This is a genomic window from Mycobacterium sp. IDUB_21, assembly GCF_055419425.1.
On sequence record NZ_JBVAXQ010000001.1, the window covers coordinates 15426 to 39018 of the forward strand.

Annotated in this window: 15 protein-coding genes; 9 read left to right on the top strand and 6 right to left on the bottom strand. The window is 66.5% G+C overall.

Annotated elements, in window-relative coordinates:
* Position 1 precedes the first annotated feature (1 nt).
* Entirely contained in the window at positions 2–607 is a 606-nt protein-coding gene (gene kstR, locus ACZYY4_RS00090) for a cholesterol catabolism transcriptional regulator KstR (protein ID WP_463807376.1), read from the bottom strand.
* A 282-nt stretch (positions 608–889) separates the two neighbouring features.
* Here kstR and ACZYY4_RS00095 point away from each other — a divergent pair, with 282 nt between their 5' ends.
* From ACZYY4_RS00095 to glgB, 3 genes are read left to right on the top strand one after another with little or no spacing between them, the layout of a single operon-like run.
* Entirely contained in the window at positions 890–3031 is a 2142-nt protein-coding gene (locus tag ACZYY4_RS00095; RefSeq protein WP_463807925.1) for an acyl-CoA dehydrogenase family protein, read from the top strand.
* A gap of 57 nt (positions 3032–3088) precedes the next feature.
* A complete protein-coding gene (locus ACZYY4_RS00100) occupies positions 3089–5143 on the top strand; it encodes an alpha-1,4-glucan--maltose-1-phosphate maltosyltransferase (RefSeq protein WP_463807377.1) in 2055 nt (684 codons plus the stop codon).
* 6 nt (positions 5144–5149) lie between these two features.
* On the top strand, positions 5150–7357 hold the full coding sequence (gene glgB, locus ACZYY4_RS00105; protein ID WP_463807379.1) for a 1,4-alpha-glucan branching protein GlgB: 2208 nt from the start codon (positions 5150–5152) through the stop codon (positions 7355–7357).
* A gap of 58 nt (positions 7358–7415) precedes the next feature.
* Here glgB and ACZYY4_RS00110 read toward each other — a convergent pair whose 3' ends face one another.
* Genes ACZYY4_RS00110 through malQ form a run of 3 tightly spaced genes read right to left on the bottom strand, consistent with a single transcriptional unit; the run spans position 7416 to position 12626 of the window.
* Positions 7416–8765, bottom strand: coding sequence for a maltokinase N-terminal cap-like domain-containing protein (locus ACZYY4_RS00110; RefSeq protein WP_463807380.1), 1350 nt, complete (start codon positions 8763–8765; stop codon positions 7416–7418).
* On the bottom strand, positions 8762–10552 hold the full coding sequence (gene treS / locus ACZYY4_RS00115) for a maltose alpha-D-glucosyltransferase (protein ID WP_463807381.1): 1791 nt from the start codon (positions 10550–10552) through the stop codon (positions 8762–8764). The genes ACZYY4_RS00110 and treS overlap by 4 nt, the downstream gene beginning before the upstream one ends.
* Before the next feature lie 34 nt (positions 10553–10586).
* Positions 10587–12626, bottom strand: coding sequence for a 4-alpha-glucanotransferase (malQ, locus tag ACZYY4_RS00120; RefSeq protein WP_463807382.1), 2040 nt, complete (start codon positions 12624–12626; stop codon positions 10587–10589).
* 160 nt (positions 12627–12786) lie between these two features.
* On the opposite strand from malQ, the gene glgX reads away from it, so the two are divergent.
* The 3 genes from glgX to treZ are packed head-to-tail and all read left to right on the top strand — an operon-like array spanning position 12787 to position 19006.
* On the top strand, positions 12787–14994 hold the full coding sequence (gene glgX, locus ACZYY4_RS00125) for a glycogen debranching protein GlgX (RefSeq protein WP_463807383.1): 2208 nt from the start codon (positions 12787–12789) through the stop codon (positions 14992–14994).
* Positions 14995–14997: 3 nt separating this feature from the next.
* Entirely contained in the window at positions 14998–17295 is a 2298-nt protein-coding gene (gene treY / locus ACZYY4_RS00130) for a malto-oligosyltrehalose synthase (RefSeq protein WP_463807385.1), read from the top strand.
* Complete coding sequence (treZ, locus tag ACZYY4_RS00135) at positions 17288–19006, top strand: malto-oligosyltrehalose trehalohydrolase (RefSeq protein WP_463807386.1); 1719 nt, start codon at positions 17288–17290, stop codon at positions 19004–19006. The genes treY and treZ overlap by 8 nt, the downstream gene beginning before the upstream one ends.
* Here the strand turns inward: treZ and ACZYY4_RS00140 are convergent.
* Both ACZYY4_RS00140 and ACZYY4_RS00145 read right to left on the bottom strand, forming a co-directional pair.
* A complete protein-coding gene (locus ACZYY4_RS00140) occupies positions 19003–19560 on the bottom strand; it encodes a hypothetical protein (RefSeq protein ID WP_463807387.1) in 558 nt (185 codons plus the stop codon). The genes treZ and ACZYY4_RS00140 overlap by 4 nt on opposite strands.
* A 23-nt stretch (positions 19561–19583) precedes the next feature.
* The gene (locus tag ACZYY4_RS00145; protein WP_463807926.1) at positions 19584–20675 is read right to left on the bottom strand and encodes a 2Fe-2S iron-sulfur cluster-binding protein; all 1092 of its coding nucleotides are present in this window, start codon (positions 20673–20675) and stop codon (positions 19584–19586) included.
* A gap of 172 nt (positions 20676–20847) precedes the next feature.
* Here ACZYY4_RS00145 and hsaA point away from each other — a divergent pair, with 172 nt between their 5' ends.
* From hsaA to hsaB, 3 genes are read left to right on the top strand one after another with little or no spacing between them, the layout of a single operon-like run.
* On the top strand, positions 20848–22038 hold the full coding sequence (gene hsaA, locus ACZYY4_RS00150; protein ID WP_463807388.1) for a 3-hydroxy-9,10-secoandrosta-1,3,5(10)-triene-9,17-dione monooxygenase oxygenase subunit: 1191 nt from the start codon (positions 20848–20850) through the stop codon (positions 22036–22038).
* Positions 22039–22095: 57 nt separating this feature from the next.
* Complete coding sequence (gene hsaC / locus ACZYY4_RS00155) at positions 22096–23001, top strand: iron-dependent extradiol dioxygenase HsaC (protein WP_463807389.1); 906 nt, start codon at positions 22096–22098, stop codon at positions 22999–23001.
* A 34-nt stretch (positions 23002–23035) separates the two neighbouring features.
* On the top strand, positions 23036–23590 hold the full coding sequence (hsaB, locus tag ACZYY4_RS00160) for a 3-hydroxy-9,10-secoandrosta-1,3,5(10)-triene-9,17-dione monooxygenase reductase subunit (RefSeq protein ID WP_463807927.1): 555 nt from the start codon (positions 23036–23038) through the stop codon (positions 23588–23590).
* The last annotated feature ends 3 nt before the right edge of the window (positions 23591–23593 follow it).

A 23593-nucleotide genomic window follows, 5' to 3' on the forward strand; every position in this document is an offset into this window, starting at 1 on the left:
GCTAAACCTTGGGACTGTCGTCGTCGCCGATCAGCAACCGGACCGCCAGGTCGAGTCGCGTGCTGAAGTCGGTGGCTGAGGCCCGCCGGGTCAGCCAGGCGAGCAGGTTGGACAACCACACGTCGGAGATCACCCGGGAGATGTGGTACTGCTCCTCGGTCGGCTCGCCGTCGCTCATCGCCCCGGCGAACATCGAGTCGATCAGCTTCTGGACGTGGTCGACCTCACCGGCGGCCGACGCGTCGGCGAAGACGTACGCCCTGGTCATGGCCTCGGTGAGCAGCGGGTTGCGCTGCATGGCACGGTTGAGCTTGTTGACCACCAGGTTGAGCCGCTGGTGCCGGCTGGTTTCGGCGTACGTCACCGGATCGGTCTTGGTGTCGACACGTGCGATCTCGCGGCCCATCGCCGAGACCAGCAGGTGGACTTTCGACGGAAAGTATCGATACAGGGTGCCGACGGCGACGTCGGCGCGGTCGGCCACCGCACGCATCTGCACCGCGTCGTAGCCGCCCTTGGAGGCGATCGCCAGCGTCGCGTCCAAGATGCGTTTGCGGCGTTCCCGCTGCGCCTCGGAGCCGAGGTCGGACTCGGTCAGCACAGCCACGCTGGTGACCTCGCGGGGCTGGGTGCTCGATCCGCGCCCTCGATTGCTGTCGGCTGGTGACGACATGTGGTGAGCAACTCCTTCAGTCGGCCTACTCGCCAGTAAGGATACGTATCGCGTAGCTGAATCTCTCACTCCCAACAGCGGCGGGACGTGACGTGTCCTGCCACAACGGTTCGACTTGACGCCTGGACGCTGGCACTATTAGAACACGTTCTAGTGAGTGTGGTGGACTTCCTCACTGCTGAAGTTCACCACCGTTATAACCCCGAGGAGCCCAGCGTGCCGGTGACCATCAACGACGAACAGCTCGCCGCCCGTGACCTGGTCCGCGACTGGGCCGCCACGGCGGGCAGCGCGGAGGCGATTCGTGCCGTGGAACTGGGCGAAACCGGTGCCTGGAAGCCGGTTTTCGCCCGCCTGGCCGATCTGGGCCTGTTCGGGGTTGCCGTAGCCGAGGAGTGCGGGGGCGCCGGCGGCCGGCTCGAAGACCTCTGCGCGATGGTCGACGAGGCCGCCAAGGCACTGGTTCCCGGCCCGGTGGCGAGCACCGCGCTGGCCACCCTGGTGGTCGCCGATCCGCAGCTGGCCGAAGCCCTGGCGGGAGGCGAACGGGTCGCCGGGGTTTCGATCGACGCCGACGCTGCGACGGTGCGCTTCGACGCCGCGGCCGGCCAAGTGACCGGCACCGCCGAGCGGGTGCTGGGGGCGACCGGCGACGCGCTGTTGGTGCTGCCGGCCGGCCAGAACTGGGTGCTGGTGGACGCGCGGGCCGACGGGGTAGCCGTCGAGCCGCTGACGGCCACCGACTTCTCCCGGCCGCTGGCGAAGGTGACGTTGACCGCGGCGCCGGCAGTGGTGCTCGAAGCGGGGAGCCGGGTGGAGAGCCTGGCGGTCACGGTGCTGTCCGCCGAGGCGGCCGGCGTCGCCCGCTGGGCGCTGGACACCGCCGTCGCCTACGCGAAGGTGCGCGAGCAGTTCGGCAAGCCGATCGGCAGTTTCCAGGCCGTCAAGCACCTGTGTGCCGAGATGCTGTGCAGGGCCGAACAGGCCGCGGTAGCCGCCAGTGATGTGGCTCGCGCCGCGGCTGACCCCGATGACCAGCAGTTCGCGATCGCTGCCGCGGTAGCGGCCGCCATCTGCATCGACGCCGCCAAGGCCAACGCCAAGGACTGCATCCAGGTGCTCGGCGGCATCGGCATCACCTGGGAGCACGACGCACACCTGTATCTGCGCCGCGCCTACGGCATCGGCCAGGCGCTGGGCGGCGAACAGCGCTGGCTGCGTCGTACGGCCGCACTGACCCGGGCCGGGGTGCGGCGCCGGCTGGAGGTGGACCTCGGCCAGGACGACGCGGTGAGCGACATCCGGCCCGAGATCGCCGCGGAGGCAGCCCGGATCGCCGCGCTACCCGACGAGCAGCGCCAGGTGGCACTGGCCGAATCCGGCCTGCTGGCGCCGCACTGGCCGGCGCCGTACGGGCGCGCGGCGGGTGCGGGCGAACAGTTGGTGATCGACCAGGAGCTCGCTGCGGCCGGTGTCGGACGCCCCGACCTGGTGATCGGTTGGTGGGCGGCGCCCACCATCCTCGAGCACGGCACACCCGAACAGATCGAGCGTTTCATCCCGGCCACCCTGACCGGCGAGGTGTTCTGGTGCCAGCTGTTCTCCGAGCCGGGCGCAGGCTCGGACCTGGCGGCGCTGCGCACCAAGGCGGTGAAGGTCGACGGCGGCTGGCGACTGACCGGGCAGAAGGTGTGGACCTCGCGGGCGGACGATTCGCAGTGGGGTATCTGCCTGGCCAGAACGGACGCCGACGCGCCCAAACACAAGGGCATCACCTACTTCCTGCTCGACATGGCCGCCGAGGGCATCGATATCCGGCCGCTGCGCGAGATCACCGGTGATGCCCTGTTCAACGAGGTCTTCCTCGACGACGTGTTCGTGCCCGATGAGATGGTGGTCGGCGGGGTCAACGACGGCTGGCGGCTGGCCCGCACCACACTGGCCAACGAGCGGGTCGCGATCGCCGGTGGCACTGCGCTGGGCAACCCGATGGAGGAACTGCTGCAAGTCCTGTTCGGCGGGGAAGCCGATCGGGAGACCGACACCGCCACCGCCGACCGGCTGGCCCGGCTGATCCTCGCCGCCCAGGCGGGTTCGCTGCTGGATCAGCGCATCGCCCAGCTCGCGGTCGGCGGCCAGGACCCCGGCTCGGAGTCTTCGGTGCGCAAGCTGATCGGGGTGCGTTATCGCCAACAGCTGGCCGAATACCGGATGGATGTGACCGACGGGGCCGGCGCCGTGGCCGGGCGTGAGGTGCACGACTTCCTCAACACCCGTTGCCTGTCGATCGCCGGTGGCACCGAGCAGATTCTGTTGACTCTGGCCGCCGAACGGCTGCTCGGGCTGCCGCGCGGGTAGCTTCACGTCGCTGCGGGTACCCCCTGTCGGAACAGGAACCGACGAACGGGGTGGTGGGTGCCGGGCCGAATCGAGGTCGATGGCGTTACGCCGGTTGTGTCCTGCGGCAGGCAACCCGCCAAGGCGGTGGTCGGGGAGGTGGTGCCGGTCGTCGCCACGGCCTGGCGTGAGGGGCACGACGTCGTCGCGGCGACCCTGGTGGTGCGCTACCTCGGTCGTGATTACCCGGCGCCGTCGGGTACGCGCGGGGACGAGCAGGACGCCGTTGCGGCATCCCCGCGGGTGAAACCGCTGCTGGTTCCGATGAGGACCGGGGCGCAACCGTACGTCTTTCACGGCCAGTTCGTTCCGGACCGGGTCGGGTTGTGGGCTTTCCGGGTTGACGGGTGGAGCGATTCGATCCGCAGCTGGCGCGACGCGGTGGTTGCGAAGCTGGACGCCGGTCAGGGCGAGGCTGAACTGTCCAACGACTTGTTGATCGGCGCCGAGCTGTTCGACCGTGCGGCCGCAGGGGTGCCGCGCAGCAAGCGCGAGCCTCTGCTGGCGGCTGCCGCGGCGTTGCGCGATCCCGGCGATCCGATGACCCGGTCGGCGCCGGCGTTGTCGCATGAGGTCACCGAGCTGGTCACGTGTTACCCACTTCGCGACCTGTTGACCCGGGGACAGCAGTATCGGGTTTGGGTGGATCGACCGCTGGCCCGGTTCGGCGCCTGGTATGAGATGTTCCCCCGCTCCACCGGCGGATGGGATGCCGCAGGCCACCCGGTGCACGGCACGCTGGCCACTGCGGCGTCGGCGCTACCGCGCATCGTCCAGATGGGGTTCGACGTGGTCTACCTGCCGCCGATCCACCCGATCGGAAAGGTTCACCGAAAGGGCCGTGACAACAGCACTGTCGCCGAACCTGGCGACGTGGGTTCACCGTGGGCGATCGGCAGCGACGAGGGCGGTCACGACGCCGTGCACCCAGCCCTGGGATCGTTCGACGATTTCGACCGATTCGTCGCTCGGGCACGCGAACTCGGCTTGGAGGTGGCCTTGGATCTGGCGTTGCAGTGCGCGCCCGATCACCCGTGGGTCCGCCGGCACCGCCAGTGGTTCACCGAGTTGCCGGACGGGACGATCGCCTATGCGGAGAATCCGCCGAAGAAATACCAGGATATCTACCCGGTGAACTTCGACAACGATCCCGCCGGCCTGTATGCCGAGGTGCTTCGAGTGGTGCAGCTCTGGATCGAGCACGGGGTCAGGGCATTTCGGGTAGACAATCCACACACCAAACCGCCGGGCTTCTGGGCGTGGTTGATCGCGAGGGTGAAGGCCACCGATCCCGACGTGTTGTTCTTGTCCGAGGCGTTCACTCCGCCGGCACGCCAGTACGGCCTGGCCAAGCTCGGCTTCACCCAGTCGTACACCTACTTCACCTGGCGCACGTCCAAGTCCGAACTCGTCGAGTTCGGCGAGGAGATCGCCGAATTCGCGGATTTTCGCCGTCCGAATCTGTTCGTCAACACGCCGGACATCCTGCACGCCAGTCTGCAGCATCACGGGCCGGGCATGTTCGCGATCCGGGCGGTGCTGGCGGCGACGATGGGACCGTCGTGGGGGGTGTACTCCGGCTATGAGTTGTTCGAGCACCAGGCGTTGCGCGACGGAAGCGAGGAATACCTTCATTCGGAGAAGTACGAACTGCGTCCACGTGATTTCGCCACCGCCCTGGAAGAGGGCAGATCGCTGGAGCCGTTCATCGCGCGCCTCAACGCCATTCGCCGTCGCCATCCTGCGCTGCAGCAACTGCGCACCCTGCGTTTTCATCACGTGGACAACGATGCGCTGCTGGCCTACAGCAAGTTCGACCCGGCCGGCGGTGACACGGTGCTGGTGGTGGTGACGTTGAACGCCTTCGCCGCCGAAGAGGCGACGTTGTCGCTGGACATGGCGGCGCTGGGTATGGAGTCATACCAGCGGTTCTGGGTGCGCGACGAGATCAGCGGGGAGGAATACCAGTGGGGTCAGGAGAATTACGTGCGACTCGACCCGAGCCGAGCGGTCGCCCATATCGTCAATATGCCGGCGATGAATGCCGACGCGCGAGCCAGGCTTGTGAGGTGAGGCCCGATGACACGGAGTAAACACGGTAAGCACCGACTTGCGGTTGATGCCGAGGACGTCGACCGTTTGACGGCCGGCGTGTATCACGATCCGCACGCCATCCTCGGCGCGCACGACGACGGTGAACGCACCGTGATCCGGGCCCTGCGGCCGGGCGCGGATGCCGTGACGGTCCTGGTGGGTGGCGACCGGTTGCCGATGCAGCACCTGGCCGACGGGTTGTTCGCCACGACGTTGCCGTTCGCCGGCCTGATCGACTATCGACTGCAAATCGCGTATGCCGGCGAAGAGCCGCAGGTCGTGGCCGACGGATATCGTTTTCTGCCCACCCTGGGCGAGGTCGACCTGCACCTGTTCGGCGAGGGACGACACGAACGACTGTGGGAGGTGCTCGGTGCCCATCCCCGCACGTTCACCACTGCAGACGGGACGGTGACCGGGGTGTCGTTCGCGGTGTGGGCGCCAAACGCCAGGGGAGTCGGTCTGATCAGTGATATCACCGGGTGGGAGGGCGCCGGTGCGCCGATGCGGGCGCTCGGCTCTTCCGGTGTGTGGGAACTGTTCTGGCCGGGATTTCCGATCGACGGCCTGTACAAGTTCCGGGTTCACGGGGCAGACGATGTGGTCACCGAGCGGGCTGATCCGATGGCGTTCGCCGCCGAAACTCCGCCGCACACCGCGTCTCGCGTGGTCACCAGCCGTTATGCCTGGAGTGACGGCGAATGGATGAGACGGCGTGCGAACCGGAATCCGACCATCGAACCGATGAGCACCTACGAGGTGCACCTCGGGTCCTGGCGTCCGGGTCTGAGCTACCGTCAGCTCGCCACCGAGTTGACGGATTATGTTGTGGAACATGGATTCACCCATATCGAACTTCTTCCGGTTGCTGAGCATCCGTTCGGTGGATCCTGGGGGTATCAGGTCACCTCGTACTACGCACCCACCGCCCGATTCGGCACGCCCGATGACTTCCGTGTGTTGGTCGACGCGCTGCATCGCGCCGGGATCGGAGTCATCGTGGACTGGGTGCCGGCACACTTCCCGAAAGATGCCTGGGCGTTGGGCCGGTTCGACGGCACCCCGTTATACGAGCACGCTGATCCGCGCCGTGGTGAGCAACTCGACTGGGGCACCTATGTCTTCGACTTCGGCCGCCCGGAGGTGCGCAACTTCCTGGTGGCCAACGCGCTGTATTGGCTCACCGAGTTTCATATCGACGGGCTACGAGTGGATGCCGTCGCGTCGATGCTCTACCTGGATTACTCGCGCCCCGCAGGCGGTTGGACGCCCAACGTCCACGGCGGCCGAGAGAACCTGGAGGCGGTGCAGTTCCTGCAGGAGATGAACGCGACGGCTCACCGGGTCGCGCCCGGTATCGTCACCATCGCCGAGGAGTCGACTTCGTGGCCCGGCGTGTCACGACCGACCAGCCTTGGTGGGCTGGGCTTTTCGATGAAGTGGAATATGGGCTGGATGCACGACACCCTGGCCTTTCTCGGTCATGACCCGGTGCACCGCTCCTACCATCATCACGAGATGACCTTCTCGATGCTGTACGCCTACAGCGAGAACTTCGTGCTGCCCATCAGCCATGACGAAGTAGTGCACGGCAAGGGCACGCTGTGGAGCCGGATGCCGGGTGACGATCACGCAAAGGCGGCCGGGGTACGCAGTCTGCTGGCCTACCAGTGGGCCCACCCGGGCAAGCAGCTGTTGTTCATGGGCCAGGAGTTCGGTCAGCGCGCCGAGTGGTCCGAGCAGCGGGGGCTGGACTGGTTTCAGCTCGACCCAGAACTTGAGGAAGGCGGATTCTCCGCTGGAATCCTGTGCCTGACACGCGATCTCAACACCGTCTACCGCAGCAGTCCCGCGTTGTGGAGCCAAGACATCACCCCGGCGGGCTATTCCTGGATCGACGCCAACGACTCCGCGAACAACGTGCTGAGCTTCCTGCGTTACGGCGCCGATGGATCGGTGCTGGCCGCCGTGTTCAACTTCTCCGGTGTGGCGCACGCCAACTACCAGCTCGGGCTGCCCTCAGTCGGCCGGTGGCGCGAGATACTCAACACCGATGCCGTCGATTACCGCGGCGGCGGCGCCGGCAACCTCGGTGGCGTGGACGCCGTCGAAGAGCCTCGCCACGGCCGTCCGGCCTCAGCCGTGCTGGTGCTTCCCGCGCTAGCTGCGCTGTGGCTCGTACTTGACCAGTGATGCCGTCACGCGGGCTGATGGCGGTGACCCGCTTCGCCCGGCTCCGCCGCGCTTGCGATCACCGCGCGGTCAGGCGAGTCAGCGCCCGCAGCGGAATCGGCAGCCAGCCGGGCCGGTGCCGGGCTTCGTAGCCGGCTTCATAGACCGCCTTGTCGACTTCATAGGCGGCCAGCAGCGCCGCTGAGTCACGGGGGTCGGCACCGGATTCGGCGCCGTAGCCCTCGCAGAAGGCACTGCGGCAGCGGTCCAGCCATTCGCGGGCACGGGTGGCCAATTGCCTGTCCTGTCCATCGCGGGACAGATCGGCCAATTTCCCGTAGGCGGCGTACTCGTAGGACCGCAGCACGCCCGCGACATCCCGCAGCGGCGAGTCCGGCCTCCGGCGTTCGGGCAACGGCGCGCCGGGTTCTCCCTCGAAATCGATCAGCAGCCAACCGTTCGGGGTGCGCAGCACCTGGCCCAGATGCAGGTCACCGTGGACTCGTTGCACCGTGATCGTCTGCCCGGCCAGGGCATGGAATCGCTGTTGGATGGCGGCGACGTGCGGCCGTACTTCCGGCACCGTCTCCGCTGTTGCCGACAGCCGCGCCAACAGGGCCTCCGCCGGGAATACCGCCTGCGAGGTCCCCAAGCTGTCGGCCAGCGTCCGGTGCACCGACGCGACGGCCTCACCGAGTCGGTAGGACTCGCCGGCAAAGTCGCCGCCCACTTCGTAGGCGTACAGGTCGGCTTCGGCGAAGAGGTCACGCACACTGGCGGTGGCCATCGCCCAGCCCTCGGCCGAGTTCATCGCGTACTCGCTGATCATGCCCAGCGCGTAGGGCTCGGTTCCGGAGTCGCTGGGCAACTCGATCTGGTAGGAGCCCAACAGTTTCGGCACGTGCGGATTGGCCGCCTGACCCAGTGCCGCGTTCAATTCGATGTCGGGGTTGATGCCGTCTTTGAGCCGCCGGAACACCTTGAGGACCACTTGCTCCTCGAGGATCACGCTGGTGTTGCTCTGCTCGGCTTCCGACACGCGCGCGTGCTCCCCGACAGGCAGTGCCGCCCCCGCCTGCGGTGTGAAGGTGACTTCGCCGCGGGTGGCCGACGAATCGATCAGCGACAACAAGGATCGGGTTGCCGCAGCGTCGTACAACGCGTCGTAGGCGGTGTGCCCGTCGTAGGTTCCGATCATCGCGATCTGGGCATACTCCGGCGGCAGGTCGACGTCCCAGCTGACGATCACCTGGTAACGCTCGGCGGCCCCCTCGGTGTAGTCGACGTCGATCAAGACCAGATCCAGTCGATCACCCAACGCCACCACCTGGATGGGTTCCGCGCCGGCCAGGTGGCGATTACGCCCCGCGTACCAGCGTCGTGTCGGCAGCCATTCCGCCCACGGCAGGCCTGCCGGTTCGCCGGTCATGACATCTCCCCCCTCGGCTCGCACAGTTGAAACCAGTAGAAGCCGTGTCCGGGCAGAGTGAGCAGATACGGGAGTTTTCCGATCCGCGGGAACTCCACGGAACCGGTCAGTTCCACCGGCGCGTGGCCGTCCCAGTGCTGCAGATTCAATTCGATCGGCTGGGGAAACCGGGACAGGTTGTTGACGCATAAGACCGTGTCCCCGTCTTCGCCGGACATCTCCCGCACGTAGGCCAGCACCGACGGGTTGGAGCCGCCCAATTCGCGGAACCCGCCGAGGGCGAATGCGTCGTACCGGCGCCGAACGGCGAGCATGGTGCGGGTCCAGTTGAGCAGCGACGTCGAGGTGTCACGTTGTGCTTCGACGTTGACCGACTGATGGCCGTAGACCGCGTCTTGAATGGGTGGCAGGTACAGGCGGCCGGGGTTCGCGGTGGAGAAACCGGCGTTGCGGTCGGGTGTCCACTGCATGGGCGTGCGCACCGCGTCGCGGTCGCCCAGCCAGATGATGTCGCCCATTCCTATCTCGTCACCGTAGTAGAGGATGGGTGATCCCGGTAAGGACAGCAGCAGTGCGGTGAACAGTTCGATCTGGTTGCGGTCCTTGTCCAGCAGCGGCGCCAGCCGGCGCCGGATCCCCACGTTGGCCTTCATCCGCGGATCTTTCGCGTATTCGGCGTACATGTAGTCGCGTTCGTCGTCGGTGACCATCTCCAGCGTCAGCTCATCGTGGTTGCGCAGGAAGATTCCCCACTGCGCCAGATGGGGGATCGGCGGCGTCTGCGCCATGATCTCCGAAATCGGAAAACGCGATTCCCGGCGCACCGCCATGAAAATGCGTGGCATCAGCGGGAAATGGAAGGCCATGTGGCACTCGTCCCCACCGGTGTCGGGATCACCGAAATACTCGACCACGTCGCTGGGCCATTGATTGGCCTCCGCCAGCAGCACCCTGCCCGGGAACTCGTCGTCGACCACCTTGCGGCAACGTTTGAGGAAATCGTGTGTCTCGGGCAGGTTTTCGCAGTTGGTTCCTTCTCGCTCGAACAGATACGGCACCGCGTCCAGCCGAAAACCGTCGATGCCGAGATTCAGCCAGAACCTCAGCGCGTCGATCATCGCCTCCTGCACCGCCGGGTTCTCATAGTTCAGGTCGGGTTGGTGGGAGAAGAACCGGTGCCAGTAGAACTGCTTGCGCACCGCGTCGAAGGTCCAGTTGGACTCCTCGGTGTCGACGAAGATGATCCGGGCGTCGGCGTACCGCTCGCTGGTGTCACTCCACACGTAGTAGTCGCCGTACGGCCCCTCCGGGTCGTGGCGGGACTGCTGGAACCAGGGGTGGCTGTCGGAGGTGTGGTTCATCACCAGGTCCGTGATGACCCGAATGCCGCGCCGGTGTGCGGCGTCGAGCAGCTCGACGAAATCATCGACGGTGCCGAACTCCGGCAACACCTTGTAGAAGTCCCGGATGTCGTAGCCACCATCGCGCAAGGGCGAATCGTAGAACGGCGGCAGCCATAGGCAATCGACGCCGAGCCACTGCAGGTAGTCCAACCGCTCGGTCAGCCCGCGCAGGTCACCGATGCCGTCTCCGTTGGAGTCGTAGAACGCCCGGACCAGCACCTCGTAGAACACCGCGCGCTTGAACCAGTCGGGATCAGCAGCCACGGCAGCGGCATCGCCGAAGTCGTCGGCGCTCGGATGCTCCACCACGCCGTCCTCGACATGGCTGCCCGCTGCGGGGTCGGGCAGGTCCTGACCGAACTCGTCGTCAACCTCGGGAGCCATATCTCGACATGTACCCCATTCCGGCCACGATTACCTACCATCGGCGGGGATCACCGACTTCGGTGGGTATTGACCCGCCGGGACCGTTCGAGAACAACGCCGCGACGCGGGCAATCCGCGGGTCGCTGCGCAGCTGCTCAAGAGGTTCGGGCAGTGGGAGCCGCCAGTTCGGATATTGGTCGACGGTGCCGGGCAGGTTGGGCTGGCGGGGTTCGGCCAGCACGTCGTAGGGGGAGAGCAGCTTCAGCCGGCTCGGCGTGGCCGCCAAAAAGCGGTGCATGGCTTCGATGATGAGCGACTCGTCCGGGGTTCCGCCGCTTCCGGGGGCTTGATTTTCACGGGGCGCCAGCAGTCCTTCAGAACGCAGCAGCGCCAGCCATTCGGCTCGTTCCTGATCAGCGGCGGCTTGCGCGGCGGCCGCGTCGTCGAGCAGGCCCAACTCGGCGCGTGCCCGCACGTGCTCGGCGCGCAGAAATCCGGCCGCGGTGGGCAGGTCGTGGGTGGAAATACTGGCGGCTACCCGCGAAGGCCACTTCCCCGGTGGAAGCAACGGCTGGCCGGGCGCCGATTCATCGCGGGTGAACCAGGAGACCGCGCACCCCAGCATTCCGTTATCGGCCAGTGCCTGGGTGACTTCCGGTTCGACGGTTCCCAAGTCCTCGCCGATGACGACGGCATCGGCTCGGTGCGCTTCCAGCGCCAGCACCGCGAGCATCACATCGGCGTCGTAGTGGACGTAGGTCCCGCGGTCCGGACCCTCGCCGGGCGGGATCCACCACAGCCGCCACAAACCGGCGACGTGGTCGATACGAACACCGTCGGCGTGGGCCAGGACGGCACGCAGCATGTCACGCACCGCGCTGTAGCCGGTGGCCGCCAGGCGGTCCGGCCGCCACGGCGGAAGGCTCCAGTCCTGGCCATGGGGGCTGAACGCGTCCGGGGGTGCCCCGATCCGGGCTTCACCGGCGAGCACGTCGGCCAGCGCCCACGCATCGGCGCCATCGGCGTCGACGCCTACGGCCAGGTCGTGCAACACCCCCAGCGCCATACCGGAATCTTTTGCCGCGTTGCGCACCGCCAGCAGCTGCTCGGCACAGCGTTGCTGCACCCAGGCATGAAACGCGACTCTCGGTGCGAGCTCCCGCCGCACCTCCGCCACCGCGGACCCGGCCGCGTCGTGCAGCGGCGCGGGCCATGTCGTCCACCGGCCGCCATGGCGCTCGGCCAACGCACAGTAGGTGGCCCAGTCGCGCAACGCCTTGTTCGCCGGCGACTCGTCAAGCGGACCGGGGCGGCCGTCAGCTCGCCAGAGCAACTCCAAGGCGGCGCGTTTGGCAGCCCAGACGAGGTCGTAGTCGATTCGCGGGGTGTGCGCGTCGACCCGCAGCGCATCGACTTCCGCCCGGGTGTCCGGGTCGGCCCGGTGATAGACGTCGAGGTCTTCGAGGCACAGTGCCAGCGGGTTGGCGAACCGCCGGCTCGACGGCGTATACGGCGACGGTTGCACCGGGTGCGTCGGTCCCGGCGCGTGCAGCGGGTTGAGCAGGACCGCTCCGGCTCCGTGCTCGGCGGCGGTGAATGTCACCCAATCGCGAAGATCCGACAAGTCGCCGACACCCCACGAGCGGGCGGACCGCAACGCGTACAACTGCAGCATCCATCCCCAAGTGGCCGGTGCCGCCGGCACTTGCGCAGGGGCGGCCACCAGCGTGATCTGCCGGCCGTTGCGCAGCGCAAGCTCATACCAACCGGGCGCCAGGCGTTCGGGCAGTTCATCGCGCACCGTCGTGCGTTCGCCGTCCTCGCTGACCAGCCAAGCGGCCCCGGGCAGCGGCTGGGAACATCCGGTCACCCGCACGGCCACCGTGGGTGACACCGCATCGGCGCGGTCGCGTTCGTCCAGCCTGATCAACTCGTGGCGTCTGTTCGCTTCGGTGTCGGCCTCGACTTCGAGCAGCCGAAGTACCCGGATCACGACGTCGGCATCGACCTGCACCAGTTCGCGCTCCGCATTGCGATAGCAGGTGGCCACGCCGTGTGCGGCTGCCAGCCGCCGCAGGTCATCGGGCACCACGACAACGGCTATACCCGCGTACGAGGTCTTTCAACGCCCGGCCGCCGGATCGCGAACCTGACCGTAATGTCGTAGACGGCGAAAGTTTGACCGCCCGGCAGGCGGGTAGCCACACCCCGGGTGTCGCCGAATCGAAAGTTGTGGACGAGATTGGGTGGATATGGGCATTACCCGAGATCCGGCCAGAGATGTCACCGCGGTCGGGGATTCCGCCGAAAAGCCGCCGGTGTCACCCACCATCTGGCCGGGTAGCAGCGCGCCGCTCGGAGCCGGTTACGACGGTGGCGGAACCAATTTCGCGGTGTTCTCCGAGATTGCCGACCGGGTCGATCTGTGCCTGATCGACGAGAACGGCGACCAGGCCTGCATCCCGCTCGAGGAGGTGGACGGATACGTCTGGCACGCCTACCTGCCGACGGTGTCGCCGGGGCAGCACTACGGGTTCCGGGTGCACGGGCCGTTCGACCCGGCCGCCGGACACCGCTGTGATTCCAGCAAGCTCTTGCTCGATCCCTACGGCAGGGCGTTCGGCGGGGACTTCGACTTCGGCCAGGCGCTGTTCTCCTACGACATGGCCGCGGGCTTGAACGATGACGACCCGCCGCGATCGCAAACCCTGCCGAGGGTCGACTCGCTCGGTCACACCATGACCAGCGTGGTGATCAACCCGTACTTCGACTGGGCGTCGGATCGGCCACCGAAGACCCCCTACAACGAAACGATCATTTACGAGACCCATGTGAAGGGCATGACGCAGACCCACCCGGGCATCCCCGAGGAACTGCGCGGCACCTACGCGGGGCTGGCCCACCCGGTCATCATCGACCACCTCGAGGCGCTCAATGTCACGGCTGTCGAGCTGATGCCGGTACACCAGTTCATGCACGACGACCGCTTGCTGCAGATGGGCCTGCGGAACTACTGGGGATATAACACTTTCGGGTTCTTCGCCCCGCACAGTCAGTACGCGGCGAGTCAGCAGCCCGGCGCGGCCGTCGCGGAATTCAAGACCATGGTGCGCACCTTCCACGAAGCCGGCATCGAGGTGATCCTCGACGTGGTCTACAACCACACCGCAGAGGGCAACCACCTCGGTCCGACCATCAACTTCCGCGGAATCGACAACGCCGCGTACTACCGGCTGGTCGAGGATGACCGCAGTCTGTATATGGATTACACCGGCACGGGCAACAGCCTCAACGCGCGCAACCCGCATGCGCTGCAGCTGATCATGGACTCGCTGCGGTACTGGGTGACCGAGATGCACGTCGACGGTTTCCGCTTCGACCTGGCATCGACATTGGCCCGCGAATTCTACGACGTCGACCGGCTGTCGGCGTTCTTCGACCTGATCCAGCAGGATCCGGTGGTCAGTCAGGTCAAACTGATCGCCGAGCCGTGGGACGTGGGGGAAGGCGGCTACCAGGTCGGAAACTTTCCCGGCCTGTGGACCGAATGGAACGGAAAGTTCCGGGACACGGTGCGTGACTTCTGGCGCGGCGAACCGGAGACGCTGGGCGAGTTCGGCTCCCGGCTCACCGGGTCGTCGGACCTCTACGAGGCGACCGGACGCCGGCCCGGCGCCAGCATCAACTTCGTGGTCGCCCACGACGGATTCACCCTGCATGACCTGGTCAGTTATAACGAAAAGCACAACGAGGCCAACGGCGACGACAACACGGACGGCGAGAGCCACAACCGGTCGTGGAACTGCGGTGTCGAAGGACCCACCGACGACCCGGACATCCAGGCGCTGCGGGCTCGGCAGATGCGCAACATCATGGCCACCCTGATGCTGTCCCAAGGCACCCCGATGCTCGCGCACGGCGACGAAATGGGCCGCACTCAGCACGGCAACAACAACGCCTACTGCCAAGACTCCGAAATCGCCTGGATGGACTGGTCTCTGGCGGAGACGAATGCCGATCTGCTGGACTTCACCCGCCACGTGACCCGGCTTCGAAAGGAACATCCGGTGTTTCGTCGCCGCCGGTTCTTCGAGGGCCGTCCGGGTCGCCACGACGACGAGATCGGCGACATCGCGTGGTTCACCCCCAGCGGCGGGGAGATGAACCAAGACGATTGGGACAACGGCTTCGACAAGTGCATCACGGTCTTCCTCAACGGTGAGGCGATCCGCGAGCCGGACGGGCGCGGCCAGCGGGTTGTGGACGACTCGTTTCTGCTCTGTTTCAATGCGCACGGGGAGACGGTCGAGTTCTCCGTTCTCAGCGGGGATTACGGGCAGGAGTGGGCCGTCGAACTGGACACCGCAGAGTCGACGGTGCCGGCCGAGCGGGTGGTGCAGGCCGGTGATGCGATGCATGTGCCCGGGCGGTCACTGCTCGTGCTGCGGAAAGTGCGCTGACCCATGGCGCGCCCGGTGCTGTCCACCTACCGGTTACAGCTGCGCGGCCCGGAAAGCGGATTCGGTTTCACCTTCGCCGACGCCGAGGAACTACTCGACTACTTCGACGAACTCGGCGTCTCGCACCTCTACCTCTCACCGGTGTTGACCGCGGTACGCGGTTCGTCGCACGGCTACGACGTCGTCGATCCGACTACGGTGTCCGCCGAATTGGGTGGTGCGCAGGGGTTGGCGCGGCTGTCGGCGGCAGCGCGTGATCGCGGAATCGGTCTCGTCATCGACATCGTGCCGAACCATGTCGGCGTGGCGAGGCCGGAGCAGAACCCGTGGTGGTGGCATGTGCTGACCCATGGCCGGTCCTCGCAGTACGCGGCGTTCTTCGACATCGATTGGGAGCTCGGTGACGGCCGAATCATTCTGCCGGTGTTGGGGTCTGACGGTGATGCGGCCGACTTGGTGGTCGACGGTGAGCTGCTGCGGTTGGGTGATCTGGTGTTTCCCATCGCGCCCGGAACCGGCACCGGCAGCGGCGCCCAAGTCCACGATCGCCAGCACTACCGGCTGGTCGGGTGGCGCAACGGCACGTGCGGGTACCGCCGCTTCTTCTCGATCACGTCGCTGGCCGGATTGCGTCAAGAGGATCGGGCAGTGTTCGATGCGTGGCACGTCGAGCTTTCCCGCTGGTTTCGCGACGGGCTCGTCGATGGCGTGCGGGTCGACCACCCGGACGGCCTGTCGGATCCGGGTGGGTATTTGCAATGGTTGCGCGCGCTGGTCGGACCGGACGCCTGGATCGTCGTGGAAAAGATTCTGGCCGTCGACGAGTCGCTCGAACCGACCCTGCCGGTGGCCGGCTCCACCGGCTATGACGTCCTGCGGGAGATCGGTGGCCTGTTCATCGACCCGAACGGCGAGCCGGCGCTGACCGAGCTGTTTGAGACCGCCGGCGTCGACTACCGGGCGATGCCGACCCTGTTGGCCGAAGAGAAAAGGGTCGCGGCCGCCGAGTCGCTGGGCAGTGAGCTGGCGCGGTTGCGCCGTTGCGTGGTCCGTGCCACCGGCGCCGACCATCCCCTGCTGCCCGATGCCATTGCAGCAGTGCTCGGTCGGACCGGGGTCTACCGCAGCGACTACCCGGGCACGGCCGCGATACTGCCCGTTGCGTTGGCCGAAACACAGGCCGTGGAGCCCGAACTCGGTGAGCCGCTCGCATTGGTCGCAGCTGCGATCGCCGATGACGAGGAATCCGCGGTCCGACTGCAACAGCTGTGCGGGGCGGTGACTGCCAAGGCGAGCGAAGACTGCCTGTTCTACCGCGACGCGCGGCTCGTGTCGCTCAACGAAGTCGGCGGCGACCCCCAGTACTTCGGTGTGGGGTCGGCGGAGTTTCATCAACGGGCCGCTACCAGGGCTCGACGCTGGCCGCACACGATGACCACCTTGTCCACCCATGACACCAAACGCGGTGAGGACGTGCGGGCCCGGATCGCCGTGTTGTCCCAGGTGCCGGCGTTGTGGTCCGAGTTCGTCGCCCGTTGGGAGGCGAGTGTTCCATCGCCTGACCTGGCTACCGGACTGTTCCTGTGGCAGAACATCTTCGGTGTTTGGCCCCGCGACGATGACGTGACCAGCACCCTTCGCCGGCGACTGCACGCATACGCCGAGAAGGCCGTTCGCGAAGCGGCGCGGGGAACCTCATGGCATGATCCCGACACGGAGTTCGAGGACGCCGTACACCGTTGGCTCGACGACATCTTGGACGGACCTGTCGCGCAGCAATTGTCCGAGCTCGTCACCGAACTTGCTCCGTACGTTGAAAGCGACATCCTGGGCCAGAAGCTCCTGGCGTTGACCGTGCCCGGCATCCCGGATGTGTATCAGGGCACCGAATTGTGGGACGACAATCTGGTAGACCCGGACAACCGGCGACCTGTCGACTACGTCGCCCGTCGCGAGGCGCTCAAGTCTTTGCGTCACCCGAAGATACGGGTGGTGGCCGCGGCGTTGCGGATGCGACGAACCCGTCCCGACACCTTCCTGCACGGCAGCTATCACCCCGTGTTGGCGTCAGGCTCGGCCGGCGAACATGTCGTCGCGTTTCGTCGGGACGAGGACGTCGTGGTCGCGGTCAGCCGTTGGACGGTGAGGCTGCGTGACACCGGATGGCGCGATACCGCCGTCACGTTACCGCCGGGCACCTGGACCGACTCACTGTCCGGCGGCAAGCACAGCGGATCGGTGCCGGCTGCGGAACTCTTCGCGAAGCTGCCGGTTGCGCTGCTGGAGCGTGGCGATGACTGAGTTCGCCGTCTGGGCACCAACTCCCGCAGCCGTCGGCCTCGATGTCGACGGTGTGTCCTACCCGATGGGCCGTGCAGACGACGGCTGGTGGCGAACGACGCTCGACGTACCCGCCGATGCGCGCTACGGGTACCTGCTCGACGACGATCCTGCGATTCTGCCGGATCCGCGGTCGGCCCGTCAGCCCGACGGCGTGCACGCACGCTCGGCATTATGGGATGAGACCAGCCTGACCTGGACCGACGACGACTGGGCCGGACGGCCCGTCGAAGGTGCGCTGATCTACGAGTTGCACATCGGCACATTCACTCCCGCGGGCACATTCGATTCCGCCATCGAGAAGCTGGATCATCTGGTCGACCTGGGTGTCGACTTCGTAGAACTGATGCCGGTCAACGCTTTCTCCGGTACGCACGGCTGGGGATACGACGGTGTGCTGTGGTATGCGGTGCATGAGCCCTACGGCGGCCCGAATGGGCTGGCGCGCTTTGTCGACGCCTGCCACGGCCGCGGCCTGGGTGTGTTGATCGACGCCGTTTTCAACCACCTCGGACCGTCCGGGAATTACCTGCCCCGTTTCGGGCCGTACCTGTCGGAGGCCCGTAACCCCTGGGGTAATGCCATCAATATCGACGGCGCCGACTCCGACGAAGTACGCCGCTACATCATCGACTGCGCGCTGCGCTGGATGCGTGTCTTCCACGCCGATGGACTACGGCTGGATGCAGTGCATGCGCTGGTGGACACCACCGCGATCCACATCCTCGAGGAGCTGGCCGCCGAAACCGACCTGCTCGCTGCACAGTTGGGTCGCCCGCTGTCGCTGATCGCGGAAAGTGACCGCAACGATCCACGGACCATCTCCCGCCGTGAAGACGGTGGCTACGGGATCACCGCGCAATGGGATGACGATATTCATCACGCCATTCACGCCGCGGTATCCGGAGAGCGGCAGGGCTACTACGCCGACTTCGGCAGCATCGCCACGTGCGCGACCACGCTCCGGAACGGCTTTTTCCACGCGGCCACGTATTCGTCGTTTCGCCGCCGGCGTCACGGCCGGCCGTTGCCCGCCTCGCGGATTCCGGCTACCCGGCTGCTGGCGTACACCTGCACGCACGATCAGGTCGGCAACCGAGCACTCGGCGATCGCCCCTCGCAGAACCTGACCGCCGGACAGCTCGCTGTCAAGGCTGCACTGGTGCTCCTGTCGCCCTATACCGCAATGCTTTTCATGGGCGAAGAATGGGGCGCGCTGACCCCGTTCCAATTCTTCAGTTCGCATGAGGACCCGAAAGTGGCACGCGCCACCGCCGAAGGTCGCAAAGCCGAGTTCGCCGAGCACGGCTGGAACGCCGACGACATCCCGGACCCGCAGGACCCGAAGACCTTCGAGCGGTCCAAGCTGGACTGGGACGAAGTCGACGGGCAAGGCCACCTGCAGCTGCACGGCGTCTACAAGGCGCTGATCAGGCTTCGCGCCGAAGCCGATCTGGCTGATCCCTGGTTGAGCCACCTCATTGTCGACTACGACGAGGACAACCGATGGATCGCCATGCGCCGCGGTCAGTTGGTGCTCGTCTGCAACCTGAGCGAGGCCGCGGTGAGTGTGCCGGTATCCGGCGAGTTGGTACTGGCCTGGGGGTCACCAACATTCGAGAACGAAACCACGCAACTGCCGGGGCAGTCGTTCGCGGTGCTGCGCGCTTAGAACACCGTCTGGGCGCAGGTGGCCGGCGTGGTCACGTTGACCCCGCTGTAGACCACCTGTATGTGGGTGCAGACGATCACGTTGGCGTCGGTCTTGGGCTGGCCGGTGGAGTATTCCAGGACGTCGATGCTGCCGTTGGTCTGGTATTTCTCCGGCGGACCTTCGCCGTAGTACATCGATTGGATCACCGCACCGGTGCCGTCCTTGAACACCTTCGTCCCCGGGCCGCCGCGGTCTTTGAACCAGCCCTCGCCACCGTCGGTGTGCACGTCCAGATAAGCCGTCCGCTTCGACGAGCGGATCTCGGTGCTCTGCCGGGCCCACAGGTCGGGCGGAAAGCCGGCCATCCCCTCGGGCGTCTGCAGTTGCACCCCGACGGTGAAACGACACAGCGGCGGCGCGGTGCACTCGACCCAGCTGTGGGTCTGCAGTTGGTCGAAGTCGTTGACCGGGACCAACGTGGTCTTGGTGTCATTTGCCGCGGATCCGATCGCGGACGGGATCAACGCGGCCAACAACGTCAACGCCGCCGGCATCATCAGCAACCGTTTCATGTCGCACCAACCTAGACCTGAGATCACTCGTCGTAGGTCACTTCCACCGAATCGGTCTCAGGATGTGCCTGGCAGGCCAGGATCAGCCCCTCGTCGAGGTCCTGCGGTTCCAGCACGTCATTGACCTCCATGGTGACCTTGCCGTTCTTCAGTACGCAGGCGCAGGCGCCGCAGTGCCCCTCCCGGCAGGAGAACGGGGCGTCGAGGCCCTTGTCGAGCAGCAGGTCCAGCAGCTTGACGTGGCGCGGCCACTGCACGGTGTGGGTCTCGCCGTCCAATTCGACCGTGACGGTGGCCGGCGGCGCAGCACTCTCGGCAGCTTCCGGCGCCTCGGTGATCTTGACCGCGGCGAACGGGTCGCTGTCCAGCGACTTGAACACCTCGAGATGCACCTGCCCGGCGGGGACTTTCAAGGCGTCCAGGGCGTCCCGCGAAGCCTGCATGAACGGGCCCGGTCCGCAGATGAAGACCTGGCGGTCGGTGTAGGGGGCGGCAAGCTGGGCCAGCGCGGTTGAGCTCGGCAAGCCCTGCACCGACTCCAGCCAGTGCACGACCGTCAGCCGGTCGGGGTACTTCGCGGCCAGCTCGCGCAGCGCGGCACCGAAGATCACCGACCGTTCGTCGCGGTTGGCATAGACCAGCACCACCTTGCCGTCGCCCTGCGACAGCGCCGATTTGCAGATCGCCATCATCGGGGTGATGCCGCTGCCGGCGGCCAGCAGTAGGAAGTCGGTGTCCAGGGACTTGGGCACGAACGTGCCGGAAGGCGCCAGCACGTGCACCCGCATCCCGGGGCGGGCATGGTCGCACAGCCAGTTCGATGCGTAGCCGTCCACGGTCCGCTTGACGGTGACGGTCAGGGAGTCGTCGGTGAACGGGGAGCTGCACAACGAGTAGCAGCGGGCCACCGAGCCGGTGCGGTCGCTGGGGATCCGCAGCGTCAGGAACTGGCCCGGCGAGTACTTCAGCCGCCGCGCGGGGACCTCCGGATCGTCGGGCCCGTCCGGCACGCCGAATACCAGCGAACACGCGTCGTCGGTCTCGGTGACGACTTGCGTGATCTGCAATTCCAGGACGTGAGCACCGAGTGGTTCGTCCGGAATGGTCTCCGCCACAGCCCGCCCTTCATCTTCGGTCATAACTAGAACAGGTTACAGAAAAGTGGTCCGGTATCGCTACCAGCCGCAGGAACACCCCGCTCGACACAAATCGGAACGTGTTCTAATCTCACTCTAGGCTGGTTGAAAAACGGGCCGCTATACCTGCTCACTCCTGGGAGGCAATCTAGTGACGTCCATTCAACAGCGTGACGTGCGGTCGGTGCTTTCGGCCATCGACGATCTTCTTCCGCAGTTGCGCGAGCGCGCTCAGGAGACCGAGGATCTGCGCAAGATTCCCGACGCCAACATCAAGGCGCTTGAGGAGATCGGCTTCTTCACGCTGTTGCAGCCCGAGCAGTGGGGCGGCCTGCAGTGCGACCCCGCGGTGTTCTACGAGGCGGTCCGCCGCATCGCCAGCGCGTGTGGCTCCACCGGCTGGGTGGCTTCGATCATCGGTGTGCACAACTGGCACCTGGCGCTGTTCGACCAGCAGGCCCAGGCTGAGGTCTGGGGCGAGGACACCAACGTGCGGGTGTCGTCCTCCTACGCCCCGATGGGCGCCGGTGTGGTGACCGAGAACGCCGACGGCTACATCGTCAACGGCGCCTGGAACTGGTCGTCGGGTTGCGACCACGCCACCTGGGCGTTCCTGGGCGGCCCGGTGATCAAAGACGGCAAGCCGGTGGACTTCGGCAGTTTCTTGATCCCGCGCACCGAGTACACGATCGACGACGTCTGGCACGTGGTCGGCCTGCGCGGCACCGGCAGCAACACCGTCGTGGTCAAGGACGTCTTCGTGCCGCGGCACCGGTTCTTGTCCTACAAGGCGATGAACGACCAGACCGCCGGCGGCTACGCCACCAACACCGCCCCGGTCTACAAGATGCCGTGGGGCACCATGCACCCGACCACGATCTCGGCCCCGATCATGGGCATGGCCTACGGCGCCTACGACGCCCACGTCGAGCACCAGGGCAAGCGTGTCCGGGCGGCGTTCGCCGGGGAGAAGGCCAAGGACGACCCGTTCGCCAAGGTTCGTATCGCCGAGGCGGCCAGTGACATCGACGCCGGCTGGCGGCAGCTGATCGGCAACGTCGCCGACGAGTACGCCCTGCTGGCGGCCGGCGAGGAGGTTCCGTTCGACCTGCGGGCTCGCGCCCGTCGCGACCAGGTGCGCGCCACCGGCCGGGCCATCGCCTCCATCGACCGGCTGTTCGAGGCGGCCGGTGCCACCGCGCTGTCCAACGACGCGCCGGTGCAGCGGTTCTGGCGCGACGCGCACGCGGGCCGGGTGCACGCGGCCAACGACCCGGAGCGGGCATACATGATCTTCGGCAACCACGAATTCGGGTTGCCGCCGGGCGACACAATGGTCTGATCGGACTGGACCGGGCTGGGACGCTGGGATATAGACGAGCTGTTGGAGGTATCACCGATGAGTATTCGTTCGCTGGGGTATCTGCGGATCCAGGCCACCGATATGGCGGCCTGGCGGGAGTTCGGGTGCAAGATTCTCGGCATGGTCGAGGGCGAAGGCACCACCGAAGGTGCGCTGTATCTCCGGATGGACGAGTTCCCGGCCCGGCTGGTGATCGTGCCCGGCGACAACGACCGGCTGCTGTCCTCCGGCTGGGAGTGCGCCAACGCCGAAGGGCTGCAGGCGATCCGGCAGGCATTGGAGGTCGAGGGCACCCCGTACAAGGAAGCCACCGCCGCCCAACTCGCCGAGCGCCGCGTCGTCGAGATGATCACTTTCGCCGACCCTTCCGGCAACACCCTGGAGGTGTTCCACGGTGTGGCGCTGCAGCACCGCCGGGTGGTCAGCCCCTACGGGCACCGATTCGTCACCGAGGAGCAGGGTCTGGGCCACGTGGTGCTGTCGACCGACGACGACGCCGAGGCCCTGCACTTCTACCGCGACGTGCTCGGCTTCAGACTGCGTGACTCGATGCGACTTCCTCCGCAGATGGTGGGCCGCCCGGCAGACGGTGACCCGGCGTGGTTGCGGTTCTTCGGCTGCAACCCGCGCCACCACAGCCTGGCGTTCCTGCCGATGCCGACCCCGACTGGCATCGTGCACCTGATGATCGAGGTGGGCGAGGCCGACGACGTCGGACTCTGTCTGGACCGGGCCGAGCGCCGCAAGGTGCCGATGGCCGCCACCCTGGGCCGCCACGTCAACGACAAGATGCTGTCGTTCTACATGAAGTCGCCCAGTGGTTTTCAGATCGAATTCGGTTGCGAGGGCCTGGAAGTCGACGACGACGACTGGGTGGCGCGGGAGAGCACCGCGGTCAGCCTGTGGGGGCATGACTTCACGGTGGGCATAGAGAAGCAGTAGTGCAGTGAGCTCTGAATCGACAGCAGGAGACCAACTGATCGACCCGCGCGCTTTCCGCAGCGTGCTCGGTCAGTTCTGCACCGGCATCACGATCATCACCACCATGCACGAGGGTGCGCCGATCGGATTCGCCTGCCAGTCGTTCGCGGCGCTCTCGCTGGACCCGCCGCTGGTGCTGTTCTGTCCGACCAAGATGTCGCGGTCCTGGCAGGCCATCGAGGCCAGCGGAAAGTTCTGCGCCAACATCCTGGCCGAGCAGCAGAAGGACGTCTGCGCCCGGTTCGGTTCCCGCGAACCGGACAAATTCGCCGGCGTGGACTGGGAGCCCTCCCCGCTGGGTTCGCCGGTCCTGGCCCGGTCGCTGGCCCACATCGACTGCACGGTGTCCTCGGTGCACGACGGAGGCGACCACTTCGTGGTCTTCGGTGCGGTGCAATCCCTTTCGGACGTACCCGAGGTGAAGCCGCGGCCGCTGCTGTTCTACCGCGGTGACTACACCGGCATCGAGCCGGACAAGACCACGCCCGCGCAGTGGCGCGACGATCTGGAGGCGTTCCTCACCGCCACCACCGACGACACCTGGCTGTAGTCT